Source organism: Peribacillus butanolivorans (genome assembly GCF_001273755.1).
Taxonomy (GTDB): Bacteria; Bacillota; Bacilli; order Bacillales; family DSM-1321; genus Peribacillus; species Peribacillus butanolivorans.
In genome coordinates this window covers 988,100-1,003,662 of record NZ_LGYA01000001.1, presented here as the reverse complement: position 1 = coordinate 1,003,662, position 15,563 = coordinate 988,100, and the positions used below count along the sequence as shown (strand labels likewise).

The 15,563-nt window shown below is 37.5% G+C and carries 20 protein-coding genes and 1 tRNA gene; 7 read left to right on the top strand and 14 right to left on the bottom strand.

Annotated elements, in window-relative coordinates:
• Positions 1–343: 343 nt before the first annotated feature.
• The 3 genes from AKG34_RS04810 to AKG34_RS04800 all read right to left on the bottom strand — a co-directional run bounded on the left by AKG34_RS04810 (position 344) and on the right by AKG34_RS04800 (position 3,877).
• Positions 344–2,446, bottom strand: a complete 2,103-nt coding sequence (locus tag AKG34_RS04810; RefSeq protein ID WP_053345032.1) for a YhgE/Pip domain-containing protein — start codon at positions 2,444–2,446, stop codon at positions 344–346.
• 420 nt (positions 2,447–2,866) lie between these two features.
• Positions 2,867–3,391: a type 1 glutamine amidotransferase domain-containing protein gene (locus tag AKG34_RS04805; protein ID WP_053345031.1), complete on the bottom strand. Its 525-nt coding sequence runs from the start codon at positions 3,389–3,391 to the stop codon at positions 2,867–2,869.
• A 414-nt stretch (positions 3,392–3,805) separates the two neighbouring features.
• Positions 3,806–3,877 (bottom strand) — tRNA-Val (locus tag AKG34_RS04800).
• Between the two features lie 208 nt (positions 3,878–4,085).
• On the opposite strand from AKG34_RS04800, the gene AKG34_RS04795 reads away from it, so the two are divergent.
• Complete coding sequence (locus AKG34_RS04795) at positions 4,086–4,307, top strand: hypothetical protein (protein WP_053345030.1); 222 nt, start codon at positions 4,086–4,088, stop codon at positions 4,305–4,307.
• Between the two features lie 26 nt (positions 4,308–4,333).
• On the opposite strand, the gene AKG34_RS04790 is transcribed toward AKG34_RS04795, so the two are convergent.
• Positions 4,334–4,891: a phosphatidylglycerophosphatase A family protein gene (locus AKG34_RS04790; protein ID WP_053345029.1), complete on the bottom strand. Its 558-nt coding sequence runs from the start codon at positions 4,889–4,891 to the stop codon at positions 4,334–4,336.
• A 188-nt stretch (positions 4,892–5,079) separates the two neighbouring features.
• Here AKG34_RS04790 and AKG34_RS04785 point away from each other — a divergent pair, with 188 nt between their 5' ends.
• From AKG34_RS04785 to AKG34_RS04765, 5 genes are all read left to right on the top strand, one after another.
• Complete coding sequence (locus AKG34_RS04785) at positions 5,080–5,802, top strand: alpha/beta hydrolase (RefSeq protein WP_053345028.1); 723 nt, start codon at positions 5,080–5,082, stop codon at positions 5,800–5,802.
• A 92-nt stretch (positions 5,803–5,894) separates the two neighbouring features.
• Positions 5,895–6,410 (top strand): YjcG family protein, encoded by a 516-nt coding sequence (locus tag AKG34_RS04780; RefSeq protein WP_053345027.1) that lies wholly within the window; start codon positions 5,895–5,897, stop codon positions 6,408–6,410.
• Positions 6,411–6,414: 4 nt separating this feature from the next.
• Positions 6,415–6,840, top strand: a complete 426-nt coding sequence (locus tag AKG34_RS04775) for a GNAT family N-acetyltransferase (RefSeq protein WP_053345026.1) — start codon at positions 6,415–6,417, stop codon at positions 6,838–6,840.
• Between the two features lie 161 nt (positions 6,841–7,001).
• A complete protein-coding gene (locus AKG34_RS04770; protein ID WP_053345025.1) occupies positions 7,002–7,265 on the top strand; it encodes a hypothetical protein in 264 nt (87 codons plus the stop codon).
• 238 nt (positions 7,266–7,503) lie between these two features.
• On the top strand, positions 7,504–7,989 hold the full coding sequence (locus AKG34_RS04765) for a spore coat protein (RefSeq protein ID WP_053345024.1): 486 nt from the start codon (positions 7,504–7,506) through the stop codon (positions 7,987–7,989).
• 196 nt (positions 7,990–8,185) lie between these two features.
• On the opposite strand, the gene AKG34_RS27850 is transcribed toward AKG34_RS04765, so the two are convergent.
• Positions 8,186–8,338: a hypothetical protein gene (locus AKG34_RS27850; protein ID WP_161804900.1), complete on the bottom strand. Its 153-nt coding sequence runs from the start codon at positions 8,336–8,338 to the stop codon at positions 8,186–8,188.
• A gap of 155 nt (positions 8,339–8,493) precedes the next feature.
• Here AKG34_RS27850 and AKG34_RS04760 point away from each other — a divergent pair, with 155 nt between their 5' ends.
• Positions 8,494–10,767, top strand: a complete 2,274-nt coding sequence (locus tag AKG34_RS04760; protein ID WP_053345023.1) for an ATP-dependent helicase — start codon at positions 8,494–8,496, stop codon at positions 10,765–10,767.
• A 66-nt stretch (positions 10,768–10,833) separates the two neighbouring features.
• On the opposite strand, the gene AKG34_RS04755 is transcribed toward AKG34_RS04760, so the two are convergent.
• The 9 genes from AKG34_RS04755 to AKG34_RS04720 form a co-directional block, all read right to left on the bottom strand.
• Positions 10,834–11,088: a sporulation-specific transcription regulator SpoVIF gene (locus AKG34_RS04755; RefSeq protein WP_053345022.1), complete on the bottom strand. Its 255-nt coding sequence runs from the start codon at positions 11,086–11,088 to the stop codon at positions 10,834–10,836.
• A 118-nt stretch (positions 11,089–11,206) separates the two neighbouring features.
• The gene (locus tag AKG34_RS26550) at positions 11,207–11,359 is read right to left on the bottom strand and encodes a YjcZ family sporulation protein (RefSeq protein ID WP_083450676.1); all 153 of its coding nucleotides are present in this window, start codon (positions 11,357–11,359) and stop codon (positions 11,207–11,209) included.
• Positions 11,360–11,463: 104 nt separating this feature from the next.
• Positions 11,464–11,820: a stage V sporulation protein AE gene (gene spoVAE, locus AKG34_RS04750; RefSeq protein WP_053345021.1), complete on the bottom strand. Its 357-nt coding sequence runs from the start codon at positions 11,818–11,820 to the stop codon at positions 11,464–11,466.
• 16 nt (positions 11,821–11,836) lie between these two features.
• Positions 11,837–12,862 carry a stage V sporulation protein AD gene (gene spoVAD, locus AKG34_RS04745; RefSeq protein ID WP_053345020.1) on the bottom strand — a complete coding sequence of 342 codons (1,026 nt, stop codon included), beginning with the start codon at positions 12,860–12,862 and terminating at the stop codon, positions 11,837–11,839.
• A gap of 3 nt (positions 12,863–12,865) precedes the next feature.
• Positions 12,866–13,336, bottom strand: a complete 471-nt coding sequence (spoVAC, locus tag AKG34_RS04740) for a stage V sporulation protein AC (RefSeq protein WP_053345019.1) — start codon at positions 13,334–13,336, stop codon at positions 12,866–12,868.
• An 18-nt stretch (positions 13,337–13,354) separates the two neighbouring features.
• On the bottom strand, positions 13,355–13,852 hold the full coding sequence (locus tag AKG34_RS04735) for a YhcN/YlaJ family sporulation lipoprotein (RefSeq protein ID WP_053345018.1): 498 nt from the start codon (positions 13,850–13,852) through the stop codon (positions 13,355–13,357).
• Between the two features lie 295 nt (positions 13,853–14,147).
• On the bottom strand, positions 14,148–14,513 hold the full coding sequence (locus AKG34_RS04730) for a DUF1360 domain-containing protein (protein WP_053345017.1): 366 nt from the start codon (positions 14,511–14,513) through the stop codon (positions 14,148–14,150).
• A 14-nt stretch (positions 14,514–14,527) separates the two neighbouring features.
• Complete coding sequence (locus AKG34_RS04725) at positions 14,528–15,109, bottom strand: hypothetical protein (protein ID WP_053345016.1); 582 nt, start codon at positions 15,107–15,109, stop codon at positions 14,528–14,530.
• A gap of 11 nt (positions 15,110–15,120) precedes the next feature.
• A complete protein-coding gene (locus tag AKG34_RS04720) occupies positions 15,121–15,435 on the bottom strand; it encodes a hypothetical protein (RefSeq protein WP_053345015.1) in 315 nt (104 codons plus the stop codon).
• Positions 15,436–15,563: the final 128 nt, after the last annotated feature.

Genomic DNA, 15,563 nt, shown 5'->3' with positions numbered 1-15,563 from the left:
AATAATGATTAATCCAATGGTTTTTGTCAACTATAAAAATGCAAAAATTCTAATTTATCGGTATTTTTCAATCAACTCTTTTTATTGTATAAATAAAGCAATACTACTTAATTTCGTAAGAAACATTATTCTAGTTCCAACCCATAAATAGACAAATAGCCTGAGACCCTTAATAAAAAAGGATCCAGACTATTCTTCAATGATGATTTTTGTAAACGCGCCAACCTTTCACATTTAAGAAAAGTAGTTGGACCAATTTCTAGCGCAAACATACTTGACAGACTCCAAAGACTACCCTACCTATTTGACGAACTGGAGACATACATATATTCTCGTTTCTATTTTAAAAAATTCTGCTTCCATATAATTTATCCTTCATTTTTTGCGTTCTAGCATGCAATGGTTTCTTCAGAACGATACCTAAGATGAGAGTGATTATTAAAAAGAGAAATAAGACAAAAATATCCTTGCCAGCAACACTCCAGGTTATTCCCCCAACCGATTCACGAAGTAAACCAACTGCATAGGTGAATGGCAAGAAGGGATTGATATGTTGAAAAAATAGTGGTGTCACTTGAATAGGGAAGGTCCCGCCTGAACTTGATATTTGGAGGACCATTAAGACAACACTTATTCCCTTTCCCACATTTCCAAGAACTGAAACAAAGGTGTAGACAATGAGTGTAAATACTGTACTAATCAAGACAGAAAACACGATGTACTCAAATTTATCAGCTACATATACATCAATTAGGATAATATTGCCTATAGAAACACTGAGTGCCTGCATTAACCCAATGATGAAGAATATTAGGTACCGCCCAATATATATTTGATACGGGCTGTAAACTTTATGAGAAACATCCACGCTTAGCATGGAAATTAATATTGTGCCACCCACCCAAAGTGAAAGTGCGGTGAAGAATGGGGACATGGCTGATCCATAGTTTGGAATCGGAAATAAACTGTGTTTATTGAGTAGCACTGGTTCTGAAAAGAAGTCGCTTTCTTGCTCGATGTCATTTTTTAAGAAAGCAATCACTTCTTCCATGTTATAAGACTTATCGATTTCTCTCATTTTAGCCGCTAGAGCCTTTATTTTCGTTTCGATTTCTGGAAACTTATTCTGTAACTTATCGATTTCACCTGTGCGAGTTTCCAACGTTCGATTGGTCTCATTTAACAGTGTCCTTACTTCAGGAAGAACCTGGCTACCCTCTTCCATTGTGAGCTGAACTTTTTTCAATATGGAATCCGTTTCATTCCAAATTTCATTGAATTTTGGTCCTGTTTCCTTTGAATAGTTATCCTGGAAGCTTGCCAAGACTTTATCATTGTTCTCACCAAGATCTATAAGTGAGCCAAAGGAACGGTTATTCAGCGCTTGAAGTTGATTCGAAGCATTATCCCGCAGATTATCCATTAGCTTTATTTCTGGTTGAAGCCAGTTATTCTCACTAAATTGATTGACTCTCACTAATAAATTATACATACTGTCCAACAGGTACAACTCTTTTTTTATCCTCGTTATCCCTTGTTCAACTATCTGATCCACCTCATTGCTAGGCAACTCCTGATTCGTTAACCGGTTTGCCAGCACTAAAATAGATTCATTATCGCTTCTTACATTTGCAAGATCATTTACTAATAGTGGATTGATCCCCTCGAATGCCTGCCTTGTTGAATCTACATAACTAGAAACGTCTGACACTAATTTGTCTTTTTGTGAAGTTATTCCTTCAATTGAATCCAGACCATCATTAACCATCTTAATGATGTCTTCAGCCCTTTTTACATGTGTTTGGACCGTTTTGATATTTTGCTCAAGCTCAGGAAGTTTCTCCTCTAATAAATACACCATATTCTTCATTTTTTGAATGGTCGGTAACTCATTTTGCAATGTGATTCCCAGTTCATTAAAGATTGAAAGGATACTCCCGCTAGCTGTTTTAATAAAGCTTTTGCTCACATTGTCCACAATACTATTAGCCCCTGCTGCAGTCATTTTAGGAGCAATGGAATTGATTTTTTCATTAACATAGTAATCAATCTCCGCTTTAATGGGATCATCTGTCATGATGGTCGCAATATGTTCTGAAAAATCAGCTGGAATGATGATAGATGCGTAATAATCTCCCTTTTTCACCTTTGCAATGGCATCTTTTTCTGTTGTGAATCTCCAGCCTAAATCTGAATTCCCCTTTAGCCCCTCTATAACTTCATTGCCTAAGTTCACGGCTTCACCATTTAACTCTGTACCTTTATCATTATTGGAAACACCGACAAGGATGCCTTCCGTATTGGCATAAGGGTCCCAAGAAGCAACAATGTTAAACCAAGCATAAATAGACGGGATAAACATTAGAAAAATAACAACGATACAGACAAACAAATTCCTATAAATACTTTTTAAATCGTCAATGAAAATTTCTCGAATATTTTTCAAACCTTACCCCCGCGCAAATAGTATTTTGTTACTATTATTCGAAAAATAGTCTCGATCAATACTAAGTAAACATATCCATAGTCTTTCCCCATATTGAAAAGAAGCCGGTGTCGATAACGACACCCGCTCCTAGAGTTTTGACTTATTTCTTTTAATAAAGAATTGCTAGTTGGTACGAATACTTTTTATCCTCTTCTGATTTTTACCTTACCTTCAAACATCTCAATAACACTTCACAACACTTTGTTTACTGGATCCTGAATTTTACTGTATAAGCAGTTACAATTTTGAGACCATAATTACTAACATTCTGAGTTCGTTCTTTATTATATTTTCTAAAAATATTTTTTAATCAGAAATTCATTGATAAAAAAGTGATTTCTCCAGGAGGAAAAACCACTTTTTTTGTCATATTATATTTTAGCGTTTTTCAATTACTTTTATCAATTCTCTTAAATAATCTGGAAGATCTGGAGGGCGTCTGCTGGATACAAGATGTCCGTCTACTACAACAGCCTTATCTATCCATGTTGCCCCCGCATTCTCCATATCATCTCTAATACCAGGTGTACTCGTAACATTCTTCCCCTGCAAAATTTTAGCAGAGATTAAGACCCATCCTGCATGACAGATTTGTCCGATTGGCTTTTTACTTTCTTCCATGCTCTGGATAAGTGTAATCACTTCAGGAAAACGACGAATTTTATCAGGGGCCCAACCTCCTGGGACAAGGATGGCATCATATTCATCCGCTTTAATACTACTATATGCAAAATCTGATACAGCAGGCACACCATATTTTCCAATATACGTTTCATTTGCCTTTTCTCCAGCGAGGTGAACAATCGCTCCCTCTTCTTTTAAACGCAAGATTGGATACCAGAGCTCTAAATCTTCAAAATCATGGTGCACAAGACTGATAATTTTCTTTCCTACTAATCGCATGTAAATCTCTCCTTCTTTATTAAAATACATGGTTCCCCTTCACTTTACTATCCTTCCACATATATTGCCCTTTCCTGCTACCAGCTAATCTTTTAATATAACAATGAAAGTATCTATTTTTGCTACTCTGTTCTCATAGTTATTTTACCATTTAATTCAATATTTTCCTTGCAATTGAATTTTTAGTCTTTCATGATTTTTTCTGCGAAACTAGCATTTCCCCCTACAGAAATTTACAATTTCATCTATGAAATATCTATTATCGACACTGTTCCATTCTATTCTATGGACATAGAAAACCCCCGAACAAGATATTCGAGGGTAAGGTTTATACGTAACGATCTTCTTTGTATAATAAATTGATAAAATAAAAAACGGCAAAAACATTGCTTAACAATGCTTCCGCCGTTCGGATGACCTGTGAGGGATTCGAACCCACGACCCCTTCCCTGTCAAGGAAGTGCTCTCCCACTGAGCTAACAAGTCGTATGTATTAATTAGCTTGTTCTATTACTTAAGTACATAATTTATTATAAGTTTTTTTAATAAAAAGTCAACGAATTATTTTAAAAAAATTTTATGTTTATCTTTTAAGGAATTTCTCTGTTAAAAAATACGAACTAGTGTTCTTTTTTTATTTGCATAAAAAACATACGTTCGTATATAATAAAAGTATGCTAAGGAGTGATAAAAAATGAAATATATTCTTCGTAAACATTTGGAGGGGAATATTCCCTTAGAGATTATTTATCTCTCCGAACAAGGGAAGATTACCCAGCGGAAAATTCAGGTGCTTGAAATAAATCCAGGACATATTCGTGCCTATTGTTTTCTAAGGCAGACAAAACGAACATTTAAAATGAACAATATTCTTTCTGCCCGCCTTATTAAACCTAGGTATGATAGATCCGGATGAAAAATATGGTATTATTTTGTAAAAATTTAACCGATTAATTCTTCCTCTTCCTGAATGTCCTTTTCTTTCTCAGTTAATGATTCTTCTTCATCTCTTAGACGATGTGCTAATCTTGAAGCGGCACTCGCAGCAATACTTGCAACGATATCATCCAGGAATGTATGAACGACTCCTTCTTGCTTCTTATCCAGTTCTTGAATGACACCTATTTTATTTTTATCTAAATGTCCAAAGGTTGTTACAGCAATGCTTCCGTAGCCTAGAACTGCACCAAAGGCAATGGTTTCATCCACTCCGAACAAGCCTTCATCCGATTCAACAATTGATTGCAGTGGTTCTGATAACTTCTTTTGCTCAGCAAGTTTATCAAGCTCCACACCGACTAAAATAGCATGTTGAATTTCCCTTTTTAAAAGAACGCGCTCTACGCTGCGAATGCATTCCTTCAATTTCAAATCAGCTTTGTAAGGGAACTGCAATTCATAAACAATTTCTGCAATGGCTTCCACACTGACACCACGTTCTATTAATGTTTGCTTTGCCGCTCTTGTTACTTCCCTGCTGTGTACGTGTACATCTGTCATTTCTCTGCCACCTCTTTTTTTGTAATATTTTTCTATATCCTATCATTATAGCATTTTATATTTTAAATTTTTAGAAAATATAATGAAATTTTTCTATTTGAAATTCTTGTCACGAGAAAAAGATACGAAGCTGTGATAAAATAGCCAAGTAAGTGGTTTTTCATTATTAATTATAGAGGTGCGGAAGAATGAGTTTACGCAAAGGCACAATAAAAGAGTACATGTTTAAAAGTGAAGCTTTAGCAGAAGAATTGGAGCTACTTGTTTACTTGCCTGCTAATTTTTCTCCACTATATAAATATTCGCTTGTCATTGCTCAGGATGGCCGTGATTACTTTCAGATGGGACGGATTGGTCGCGTAGCCGATGAACTATTAGGGAACGATGAAATTGAGAATATCATCGTCGTCGGTATTCCTTATAAAGATCGATTTGACCGCAGGCGTAAATATCATCCAGATGGGGAACAGCACGTTGAATACATACGTTTTCTCGCCCATGAACTTGTTCCGTTTTTAGATGATGAATTTCCAACCTATCAAATGGGGCATGGTCGTGCTTTAATCGGTGACTCTCTTGGTGGCACTGTTTCTTTATTGGCTGCTCTTCAATATCCTCATACATTTGGGAAGTGCATCATGCAGTCTCCGCTAGCAAATGAAGCAGTATTGGATGCTGTCCGTAATTTTGAGAACCCGCATCTCCTAGAACTTTATCATGTAATTGGGACCGAGGAAACCGATGTTCCCACGACAGATGGAAATCGTGCAAACTTTATAGAACCTAACCGGGAACTGCATAAATTATTAAACCAAAAAGGATTTCCTTGCTTCTATGAAGAATTTGAAGGTAATCACACCTGGAAATATTGGCAGGCAGATTTAAAAAGAGCACTATTGGAAATGTTCTAACTAGACTAGAAACCCTTCTTTTAAGAAAGGTTTCTATAAAACATATCCAAATACAATATTACAACTATTAAAAATTTCAGGAGGTTTCAATTATGAAATATGGTGTTGCAATTTTCCCTTCAAAAAAACTTCAAGATTTAGCTAACTCCTATCGAAAACGTTATGATACGAAGTACGCTTTCATTCCACCACATATTACGCTTAAACAAACGTTTGAAGCTACGGATATGGAAATTTCTACAGTTGCAGAACGATTAAAAGACATTGCAAAAAAATTCCAGCCTTTTAAGTTAAATGTAACGAAAGCGAAGTCTTTCCAACCCGTGAGCAATACAATTTATTTTAAAGTCGAATTATCTGAGGAACTTCAAGAGCTGCATGTAGCACTTCACGATGAGAAATTTTGCAAAAGTGAAAGTGAACATGCCTTTGTTCCGCATATTACGATTGCTCAGGATTTATCCGATAATGAGCACTCTGATGTTTTAGGACAACTTAGTATGCTAGATGTTAGCCATGAAGAAGAAGTAAAGCGAATCCACTTATTGTACCAGCTTGAAGATGGTGCATGGACTGTATATGAAACATTTAGATTAGGGGCTGAATAATTTCGTGTTTGTAAAAATTGCCGAGAACACCCAAGAGCGTGAGTATGCTTATATGATTAGAAAAAAAGTATTCGTCGATGAACAAAATGTCCCAATTGAAGAAGAGATTGATCAATACGAAGAAGACTCCACTCACTTCGTTTTATATAATGAACAAGAACAGCCGGTTGGGGCAGGTCGATTCAGGGTCATTGACGGCGTTGGTAAGGTCCAGCGCATATGTGTACTTTCAACAACGCGAAAAAATGGGGCTGGTGCTATGATTATGAGTGCTATTGAGGAATTTGCCGAACAAAATAAAATTCCTCAATTAAAGCTTGATGCTCAGCTACACGCGATTCCTTTTTATTCGAAACTAGGTTATCAGATTGTTTCCGACGAATTTATGGACGCTGGCATACCCCATAAAACGATGAAGAAAAACATTTAATAATACAAAACGCTGTCCATCCATTTTTCTGGATGGGCAGCGTTTTTTTTGTTTTCATGTGTTTTATTTTTAAATCTTTTAAAAAAACCATTTCCGTTCAATGGCAATCTTCGCAAATATACATAGTCTATATATAGAAAGCAAGAAGGAGGGAAAATTTTATGAGTAACAATGAATTTAACCTGGAGGAGTCTCAAAAAAGACTAATGGAACTGCTGGTTTCACGGACTATGAGAAAACATGGTTTCAAAAAGGATAAAGTTGACTTGTCTGAAAAAGAGAAAAACAACTTAAAAGAAACCATCCGCTATTTACAGGAACAATCACAAATTCTCATAAACCAAGAAAAGAAAATCACGGAAAATGATGTTAACCCAGTAACAAATTCTTATCAAACCAAATATAGGGATTCGAAAGATAAATAACTTCACCATTATTTATCTAAAGAAACCTTACTTGCTGGAGAGAAATAAGTAAAACTAGACCTAGCAACACTTACATTTCATTCCTAAAGTTCCAGCTTCGTTATAATTTCATCCCCGTCTCACTAATAATTTGCTTAAGTATTAAAAAATAGACGAATAAATTGATTTATTCGTCCAACCAGAATGACCATCCAAGCATATTTTAATAGGGAATAAAACCTAAGGAGGAAAAAACGACATGAACCAAAATGTATATCGTAGTAATTGTAATACAAACGAAGGCTCTGATAGATCATGGTCGGCTCTAGATTCTGCTTCTAATCATCCCCTATCAGGATTCTGCAACGACGACACCCAGATTGAACAAGAGGCAAGACAGGATAATTCTCAAGTTCAACTTTCTGAAGAACTTATTTACATTAAAGATTCTTGTAATGTAAATGTTACTTCTACAGATGTTAAAGCGGCACTTTCATTACAAGCGGCTCTACAAGCAGCAATTGCGGTCATCGTAAGTATTTCTATTGCAGATGCTGAAAATGCTGAGCGAATTACCCAAGAGTTAATTCAATCTTCTAATGTTAGACAAATTACACGCCAAAAAACGATTGTTGAAAACAGCCGTGATATCGATATTACAACAACTGATGCACAAATCGCTCTTAACATCCAACTTTTACTGCAATTGTTATTAGCTTTAATTGTAGAAATAGACATTCTTTAAGAAAAAACACAAAAAGGACACTTTATGTGTCCTCTTTTGTTTTTATTTAAGATTTACACCACTTCGTTAAAATCCCCCCCTTTTCCTATTATTTCAGCCGTTAGTTCTTCTTTCTTCCTCAACCCCATTTGAATCTTATAAGTTCCTGTTCCATTTGTCATTTCCTGGTTTCGGTAATAACTTTGTAAATTTTTTTTTAACGTCCCGTTTCGTCTTCCATAACTTGATTAGAGCGGATAGGTTGAATGGGTGCTGTTCCTTTCGCATTTCTTACATTCTCTGCAGCCTTGACTATCCGGTAGGCGTATTGAATGTAATCAAATTGTGTTACAGGTGCTATGTATCCCATCGTTATCCCTCCCCATTATAAATAGAAATAATGTTATTTAATTTACTTACCATCTGGGATGATATTGAAACATCATTTTCACATTCTTATTTTACTAATCTTCTGGTATGATGAATATTGCCGATATTTTTAATAGATTAGAGGTATCCATTTATATGAATCAAGCAAAATCTGGCAATGAAATCGTACATTTACATACTGTTTCAGCTGGTGAGCTGCAGACACTTTTTGAAAAAGGAAAACGTGACCAGCTTTCTTGTATCATTTGTCATAAACCATTAAAATTATTTATCGGGATCCATGAGACACCCTATTTTTATCATAGTGACCCTTCACGGTCAGACTGTGAAGTGCCAAATTTGGAACCAATAAATGAGGATAAACCATTAGAATATATGGAACAGAATGGGTTTAAGATTCCTAAATCACGGACCATTACTGAAACGAAAATAATTACTGAACCTTACCTAAAAAGCCGAACGATTACAGGTAACCCGCCTTTTACAGATAGACCTTCTATCCTAGAACAACTAGAAGACCCTTACTTTCAAGAATTATCCGCACGAGGAGTAGTACTCGATTCGGAGCAATTAAAAGCAGTAATGACGATTGATGGACCACTTCTTGTCCTATCGGGAGCCGGCAGCGGAAAAACTCGGGTATTAACTGTTCGGACTGCTTATATGCTAACGGTAAAAAAGATCAATCCAAAAAGTATCATGCTTGTAACCTTTACGGCGAAATCCGCCAAGGAAATGCAACAGCGCCTGCTAAGCTACCCTTATATGACTCCTTCCCTTGTTTCTCAAATCGTTAGTGGTACCTTCCATAGTATCTTTTATAAAATACTGATTTTCCATGAGCCAACCAAATGGCAACGGGATTTACTATTAAAGTGGGATTGGGAGAAAGAAAAAATATTAAAACAGGCTGGTCGGGAATTGGAACTCGATGATAAGGAATTTGCATATGATCAAGCTCTTCAGCAAATTGGTCTTTGGAAAAACTCTTTGGTTTTTCCAGACGATATCAAACCGAATGACGATTGGGAGAAATCCTGTCTATTTTTATATAAGAAGTATGAAGAATATAAAGAGCAAACAGGAAAATACGATTTTGATGATATGCTTGTCGGCTGTTATATATTTTTTAAAAATCATCCAGAATTTTTAAAAAAGTATCAGCAAAGGTTTCACTATTTTTTAGTTGATGAGTTTCAGGATATAAATAAAGTTCAATATGAACTGATAAAACTTCTTTCGGCTGAATCAAAAAATGTTTGTGCCGTCGGAGATGACGATCAAGCCATCTATTCATTCCGTGGGAGTGATCCGAAGTATATTCTAAATTTCAATTACGATTTCCCCGGTTCTCAAGTTGTAAAACTAACCGAAAATTACCGGTCTTCACATGAAATTGTCGCTACAGCCAACCGGATGATTAAGCGAAATCAGCACAGAATGGAAAAAAAGATGCGTGCACAGCATAATCATGGCAATCCTCCTGTGTTATTTTATCCTCATGATGAGGAATTAGAGGCCACGATGATTGTATCCGATATCCAGGAAAAAATCGCCAAAGGAGCAAACCCTGGTGACTTTGCGGTTTTGTACAGAACACATACAATGTCACGGGCCATTTTTGAAAGACTAGCAGCTTCCAATCTGCCCTTTGTAATTGAAAAAGATGCGGATTCGTTTTATCAGCGCCGAGTGATTCGAGGTATGCTTGCCTTCATGCGTTTGAGTTTATTTCCTCAGGATAGCAAGGCAGCATCGGATGTCCTTTCTTCATTATTTTTAAAGCAAAGTATACTACAGGAATTAAAGGCACAGACGATACTTCAGGATTGTGATTTTATTGATGCATTTGCTTTTGTTAAAACTGGACATGCTTTTCAGGAACGGAAATTAAAGACGATTCCGACACAAATCCGTTCTATAAAAAGTATGTCACCGCTCGTAGCTTTAGAAATCATAGAGAAAGATTTAGGGTATCAAGAATATGTAAAAAAACGCGGAAATGAAGCCAATCTCGAAAAAGGTTCTGATGATATCCGCGACCTAAAAGTGGCTGCAAACCGTTTTCCAACCGTCGCCTCCTTCCTAGACCATGTCGACCATATGACAGCCATGGTCCAGGAGGTTAAACAGCTGTCAAAACATTTTAAAGATGCCATACAGCTAACAACCATACACCGTTCCAAAGGGCTTGAATATCAATCTGTTTACGTTCTTGCTGCTGTCGATGGCAGCATTCCGCATGACTTTGCGCTTGAATCATACCGGAAAGGGGAACTTGAACCTCTTGAAGAGGAAAGACGCTTGCTCTACGTAGCAGCAACCCGGGCGAAAAAGGATCTTTACCTTTCCGTCCTGCAAACTAGACGCGGACGAACCGCCTACCCTTCACGATTCTTAAAGTTTTGACCCAAGGTTAACCTGTAACTAGATATTAAAACAGGGGCTGCATCTACCGCAGGCCCCTGTTTTTGATTATTTTTTATTTATCATATTAGAAATCGTCCCGAAATCCAGTTTATTCCCTTCAGCTACAATGGAGTGAACAATTTTATCCTCCATTTCCTTAGTAACAGGTTTATTAGCTATTTTCGAAACACGTTTAATAACGCTCCTTACAGTAGATTCATCTTTAAAATTGGCACCTTGTAGAGAGTTTGCCAACTCTAATACATCTTTCATATTTACGCCCGTTTTACCTTCTATGTTTTTAAAAAAGTTATTATCCATGCCTAAGCCCCTCCTTTTCTGTACCTATCCTATGGGAGTATCAGAAAAATGGTGCAAGGATTATGTAAATATAAATAAAAAGAAATGGAATAGGCTTCTTCTGCCTATTCCATTTCTTTTAGCAGAAAGAAGCCCCTACAATGATTAATAGGATAAACAAAACAACAATTACAACGAACGTAGATCCACCGCTGAAACAGCCGCCATATCCATAACCGCCACCGCCACAACATCCGCCGTAGCCGCCACCGTAGCCACCGTAACCAAACATACTCATTCACCTCGCTCTCGCTTAGCTTACTGATAACATATGTAGGTCAGGACAAATATGTATAGGCCATGTCCTAGTCCAGGCTGCCTATTTCTACTGAAACTTTATCCTTTAGGTCTAAAGACTAAGGCACCGATAAATCCAAAGATGATGGCTGCCGAGATACCGGAACTCGTGATTTCAAACATGCCGGTAAGTACGCCAACGAGCCCATGTTTATCCGCTTCTAGCATGGCACCGCCTACAAGCGAATTCCCAAACGATACGATTGGTATGGTAGCTCCTGCCCCGGCAAAATCAACAAGCGGTTCATATAATTCAAACCCTCCAAGTACGGCTCCTATTACAACGAACAGGCTTAACGTATGTGCTGGTGTCAGCTTAGCCACATCGAAAAGAAGCTGGCCGACTACACAAATCAAGCCCCCGATGACAAAGGCCCAAAAAAACATTGCTAACATCCAAATCTCTCCTTTTTCACGAATTCATCCCATACTCAATGGCCACCGCATGGGCAATACATGGAATTGAATTTTTTTGCTGAACAGATAGCGGTGATAATAATGCTCCTGTTGCAACAAGCAGGATTTTTTTATATTTACCTTGAATCATTTCATTAAGTATATGGCCATATAAAACCACTGCTGAACATCCCGCGCCACTACCGCCTGCCATAACAGGCTGGTCCTTTTTAAATATCATCAAACCGCAATCTTTGAATTTTTCCTGATTGATCTTGCAGCCTTTCTGCTTTAATAGATCCATCGCCGTTTCCCTGCCTATTTGTCCTAAATCACCTGTAAAGATCAAATCATAATCATCTGGGGTCAGACCCGTATCGTTGAAATGTGCTAAAATCGTATCGACAGCCGCTGGGGCCATTGCTCCTCCCATATTGAAAGGATCTTTCAATCCCATGTCAATGACCTTACCGATAGTGGCTGAAACAATATGAGGAAATACCCCCTGCTTGCTACCATTTGGAGCAACTAGCGCTACCCCTGCCCCTGTTATCGTCCACTGAGCTGTGGGTGGTTTTTGCCCGCCATACTCAGTCGGATAGCGGAATTGCTTTTCAACAGCTGCATTATGGCTTGAAGCCCCCGTTAACACATAGTTCGCTCCTCCATAATTGGTTATGAAGGCCGATAGTGCAAGCCCCTCCATTGAAGTAGAGCAGGCACCAAACAGACCGAAGTATGGAATACCATTTGTTCTAGCCGCAAAACTTGTGGGTGTAATCTGATTGATTAAATCACCCGCCAAGAAAAATTGTACCTTTTCCTTGTCTATCTTACCTTTCTCCAATGCAAGCTCCACCGCTTTCTCCATCAAATGACGATGAGCCTTCTCATATGAATCCTGCTCCATCCATAGATCACTGTACAGGATATCGAAATCTCCGGCGATTTCTCCATTTGCCTCAAAAGGCCCACCAGTTACCCCTGTTTCCAAAATGACCGGTTTATTGGCGAACGTCCATGTTTGTTTTCCCTTTAACACCGGTTAGCCCCCAATCATTTGATAAATCGTTTTAATCAACGCCACGACAAAGGCTGAAAATACACCAAATAGAATCACCGATCCGGCCAATTTAAACATATTGGAACCAACACCAAGAACAAATCCTTCCGTCCGGTGTTCGATTGCTGCTGAAATAACTGCGTTACCGAATCCCGTTACTGGGACAGCACTCCCTGCTCCCCCAAACTGTCCGATGCGGTCGTAAAATCCGAAGCCAGTCATTAAAAGTGCGAGAAACACCATGGTCGCAGTCGTTGGGCTCCCGGCTGTCTGTTCCGTAAAGTTGAAAAAATAAATATAAAAGTATGAAATAGCTTGTCCTACTAAACAGAAAATACCGCCTACTAAAAAGGCTTTTATACAATTCTTCAGGATCGGCCTTTTTATTTCATGCTTCTCTTGAAGCTCTTTATACGCATCCTGTTGGGGGGTCGTGTTCTCCTTGCTGCTCATATTGAGAAACCTCTCTTTCTATATTAATTCTTTTTGAAGTTCTTCAATTTCCTTGAACTTCTTTATTGCCTTTTTCTCAGGAACCTCTTTTTCCTTAAGAAACTCATTCAATCTTAATGATTCCAGAAAAATTTTATAATCGCTCGAAACGATAAAATCATACTTTGGAAACTTTTCTTCCAACTTTCCAGTCACGTTCTTTTCAATTTTTTTCATATGAAAACGTTTCAAGTGCTTAACTTTGTAAGCGACGATAATCTTTTTTCCATTTTTCACCACGATTACATCATAGATTGTGTCTTCGTTGGCTACTGTCTCCTTGATCTTTGAAATGAGTCCTTTTTCATCCTTTTCATCCATTCCATTAATGATATCCATCGGTTCAGGATTCGTGCGCTTAATTAACGCTAAGTTTTCTGTTTTTCCGTCTCCTTTACTGCTACAGGCTGTTAGCAAACACACAACTACTGCAAAAACCATCCAGATAACATATAAATAACTTCCTCGTCTGAACATAGAATCACATCCTAATTTATTGTTCTATTTTTATTTTCTTGTTTAACTGTTTTTTTATGAATGGTAGGATTAGGAAATAAAAAACCCTTCCCAATTCGGAAAGGTTTTTTTTTCATTTAATAGCCCTTATTTTTATTATTATTATTATTGCAGCCACAGTCTTTTTTTATTTTGACCGGTTGTTCCTTTTTCACCGGTTTTGCATACGTCCATGGACTTTGTTTGTTATTCAATTGTGACTCCCCCTTTTCCCTCTATACCATACTATATGATTGATGAGACAAGTTGTTTCCAATCAAATGTCCAAAATTCTGCTGATTATAACCTCTAAGATTGACCCTACTGCGGCAACTGCGAGGATTAAAATCAGCACCTCCCCTATAAATAACTGTTGTAGATAAAGCAAAACCAGAAATAGACTGACCCAGATACCCACACACCAAAAACAGCTTAGCAATTGTCCAAACCAGCCAAGCAAGCCCTTTTCCTTAGGAATTAAATAAATCTCCACATCACCCTTTTCATTCTTTTCTTCTATCTCTTTAAAAAAAGGACGGCGCAAAGGTTCCATAATTTTATCGAAAACAATTAAGCGTGTCAGCCTAAATGAAGCTAAACCTAATAGAAGTATTAAGGTGAACTCATGCTGTGAGAGAAACATTCAATTCTGCTCCTTCACTTGGATTCTTCAATAATTTTGGCATCAATAATATTCGGGAGACCGACGAAGCGAATATGATTTCCTCTTTTAATTTTCACTGATTCCCCCCTCATTCCCAATACCTGAAACTTAAGCGTTTCTCCGTTAATAACCGCCTCACATAGCGGCTTTGGATAACCTTGATGTTTGGATAGACGGGTTATGATTTCACTTGAGGATTCCTTTTTCTCCACCTTATCCTCCACCTTTTTCTTTTTCTTCTTTACAACCTTTGCCGTTTCCTTTTCTTCTTGTAAAGGAAGTTCAGTTTGCTCAACTGATGACTGCTCTGGAACATATTGATCAGTAATTTTTTTAATAGCCGTAATTTCTGATTCAATTTCTTTCATAGCATCAAATACTCCAAATTCCCGTTTGATTTTTTCTATTTTCTCTTCTCCCTGCTCCGTTTCCACAGATTCATGCTCTACCGTTTCCTGATGTGTACCTTTTTTCGTTCGGTAATCACTTTGCATATTCCCTCGTTGATCCGATATCTTAGCCTGATTGACATATAAAAGGGGCTTGGAGTCCTTATCGCTTTTATTCTCTGACATGCAAATCCTCCTTAATATTTCAGAATATCCACAGACTGCAACTGTTCTATATGGTATTGAACAACCTTTTTACCAAATTTATGCCTAATAAAAAGACTGGATTCTTTTTTATGTTCCAACTTACCAAACATTGTACGACCATTGATGATGAACTTACAAACTGGCTTAGGTGCAAAGGCTGGAAGTCGGGACAATAACTCCACCATTTCTTCGGTACTAAACGAAGTGGTGAAGTTTTCTCTATTCAAATTTATTTGGCTCTTCGGAGTATTGTGTACTGTTTGCTTACCAACAGTACAAGGCAGACGATCCTTTTTCACGTCCATGATGTCCTCCTCCTTTTCTCATCGACCCAATAAGGTAGAAAACAGGATTCTGCTGATTTTCCTCAAACAATGAATATCTGCTCTATGTATCAACTATATGAAATTCAACCTTTTTTATGCTGGTGTTG

Bases quoted from the DNA above. Each gene is read 5' to 3' on its own strand.
- AKG34_RS04755 (WP_053345022.1), bottom strand. From the start codon at position 11,088: ATGGATAATAACTTTTTTAAAAACATAGAAGGTAAAACGGGCGTAAAT.
- AKG34_RS04760 (WP_053345023.1), top strand. From the start codon at position 8,494: ATGAATCAAGCAAAATCTGGCAATGAAATCGTACATTTACATACTGTT.
- AKG34_RS04770 (WP_053345025.1), top strand. From the start codon at position 7,002: ATGAGTAACAATGAATTTAACCTGGAGGAGTCTCAAAAAAGACTAATG.
- AKG34_RS04735 (WP_053345018.1), bottom strand. From the start codon at position 13,852: ATGTTCAGACGAGGAAGTTATTTATATGTTATCTGGATGGTTTTTGCA.
- AKG34_RS04805 (WP_053345031.1), bottom strand. From the start codon at position 3,391: ATGCGATTAGTAGGAAAGAAAATTATCAGTCTTGTGCACCATGATTTT.
- AKG34_RS04720 (WP_053345015.1), bottom strand. From the start codon at position 15,435: ATGGACGTGAAAAAGGATCGTCTGCCTTGTACTGTTGGTAAGCAAACA.
- AKG34_RS27850 (WP_161804900.1), bottom strand. From the start codon at position 8,338: ATGGGATACATAGCACCTGTAACACAATTTGATTACATTCAATACGCC.
- AKG34_RS04725 (WP_053345016.1), bottom strand. From the start codon at position 15,109: ATGTCAGAGAATAAAAGCGATAAGGACTCCAAGCCCCTTTTATATGTC.
- spoVAC (WP_053345019.1), bottom strand. From the start codon at position 13,336: ATGAGCAGCAAGGAGAACACGACCCCCCAACAGGATGCGTATAAAGAG.
- AKG34_RS04780 (WP_053345027.1), top strand. From the start codon at position 5,895: ATGAAATATGGTGTTGCAATTTTCCCTTCAAAAAAACTTCAAGATTTA.
- AKG34_RS04730 (WP_053345017.1), bottom strand. From the start codon at position 14,513: ATGTTTCTCTCACAGCATGAGTTCACCTTAATACTTCTATTAGGTTTA.
- AKG34_RS04795 (WP_053345030.1), top strand. From the start codon at position 4,086: ATGAAATATATTCTTCGTAAACATTTGGAGGGGAATATTCCCTTAGAG.
- AKG34_RS04785 (WP_053345028.1), top strand. From the start codon at position 5,080: ATGAGTTTACGCAAAGGCACAATAAAAGAGTACATGTTTAAAAGTGAA.
- AKG34_RS04790 (WP_053345029.1), bottom strand. From the start codon at position 4,891: ATGACAGATGTACACGTACACAGCAGGGAAGTAACAAGAGCGGCAAAG.
- AKG34_RS04765 (WP_053345024.1), top strand. From the start codon at position 7,504: ATGAACCAAAATGTATATCGTAGTAATTGTAATACAAACGAAGGCTCT.
- AKG34_RS26550 (WP_083450676.1), bottom strand. From the start codon at position 11,359: ATGTTTGGTTACGGTGGCTACGGTGGCGGCTACGGCGGATGTTGTGGC.
- spoVAE (WP_053345021.1), bottom strand. From the start codon at position 11,820: ATGTTAGCAATGTTTTTTTGGGCCTTTGTCATCGGGGGCTTGATTTGT.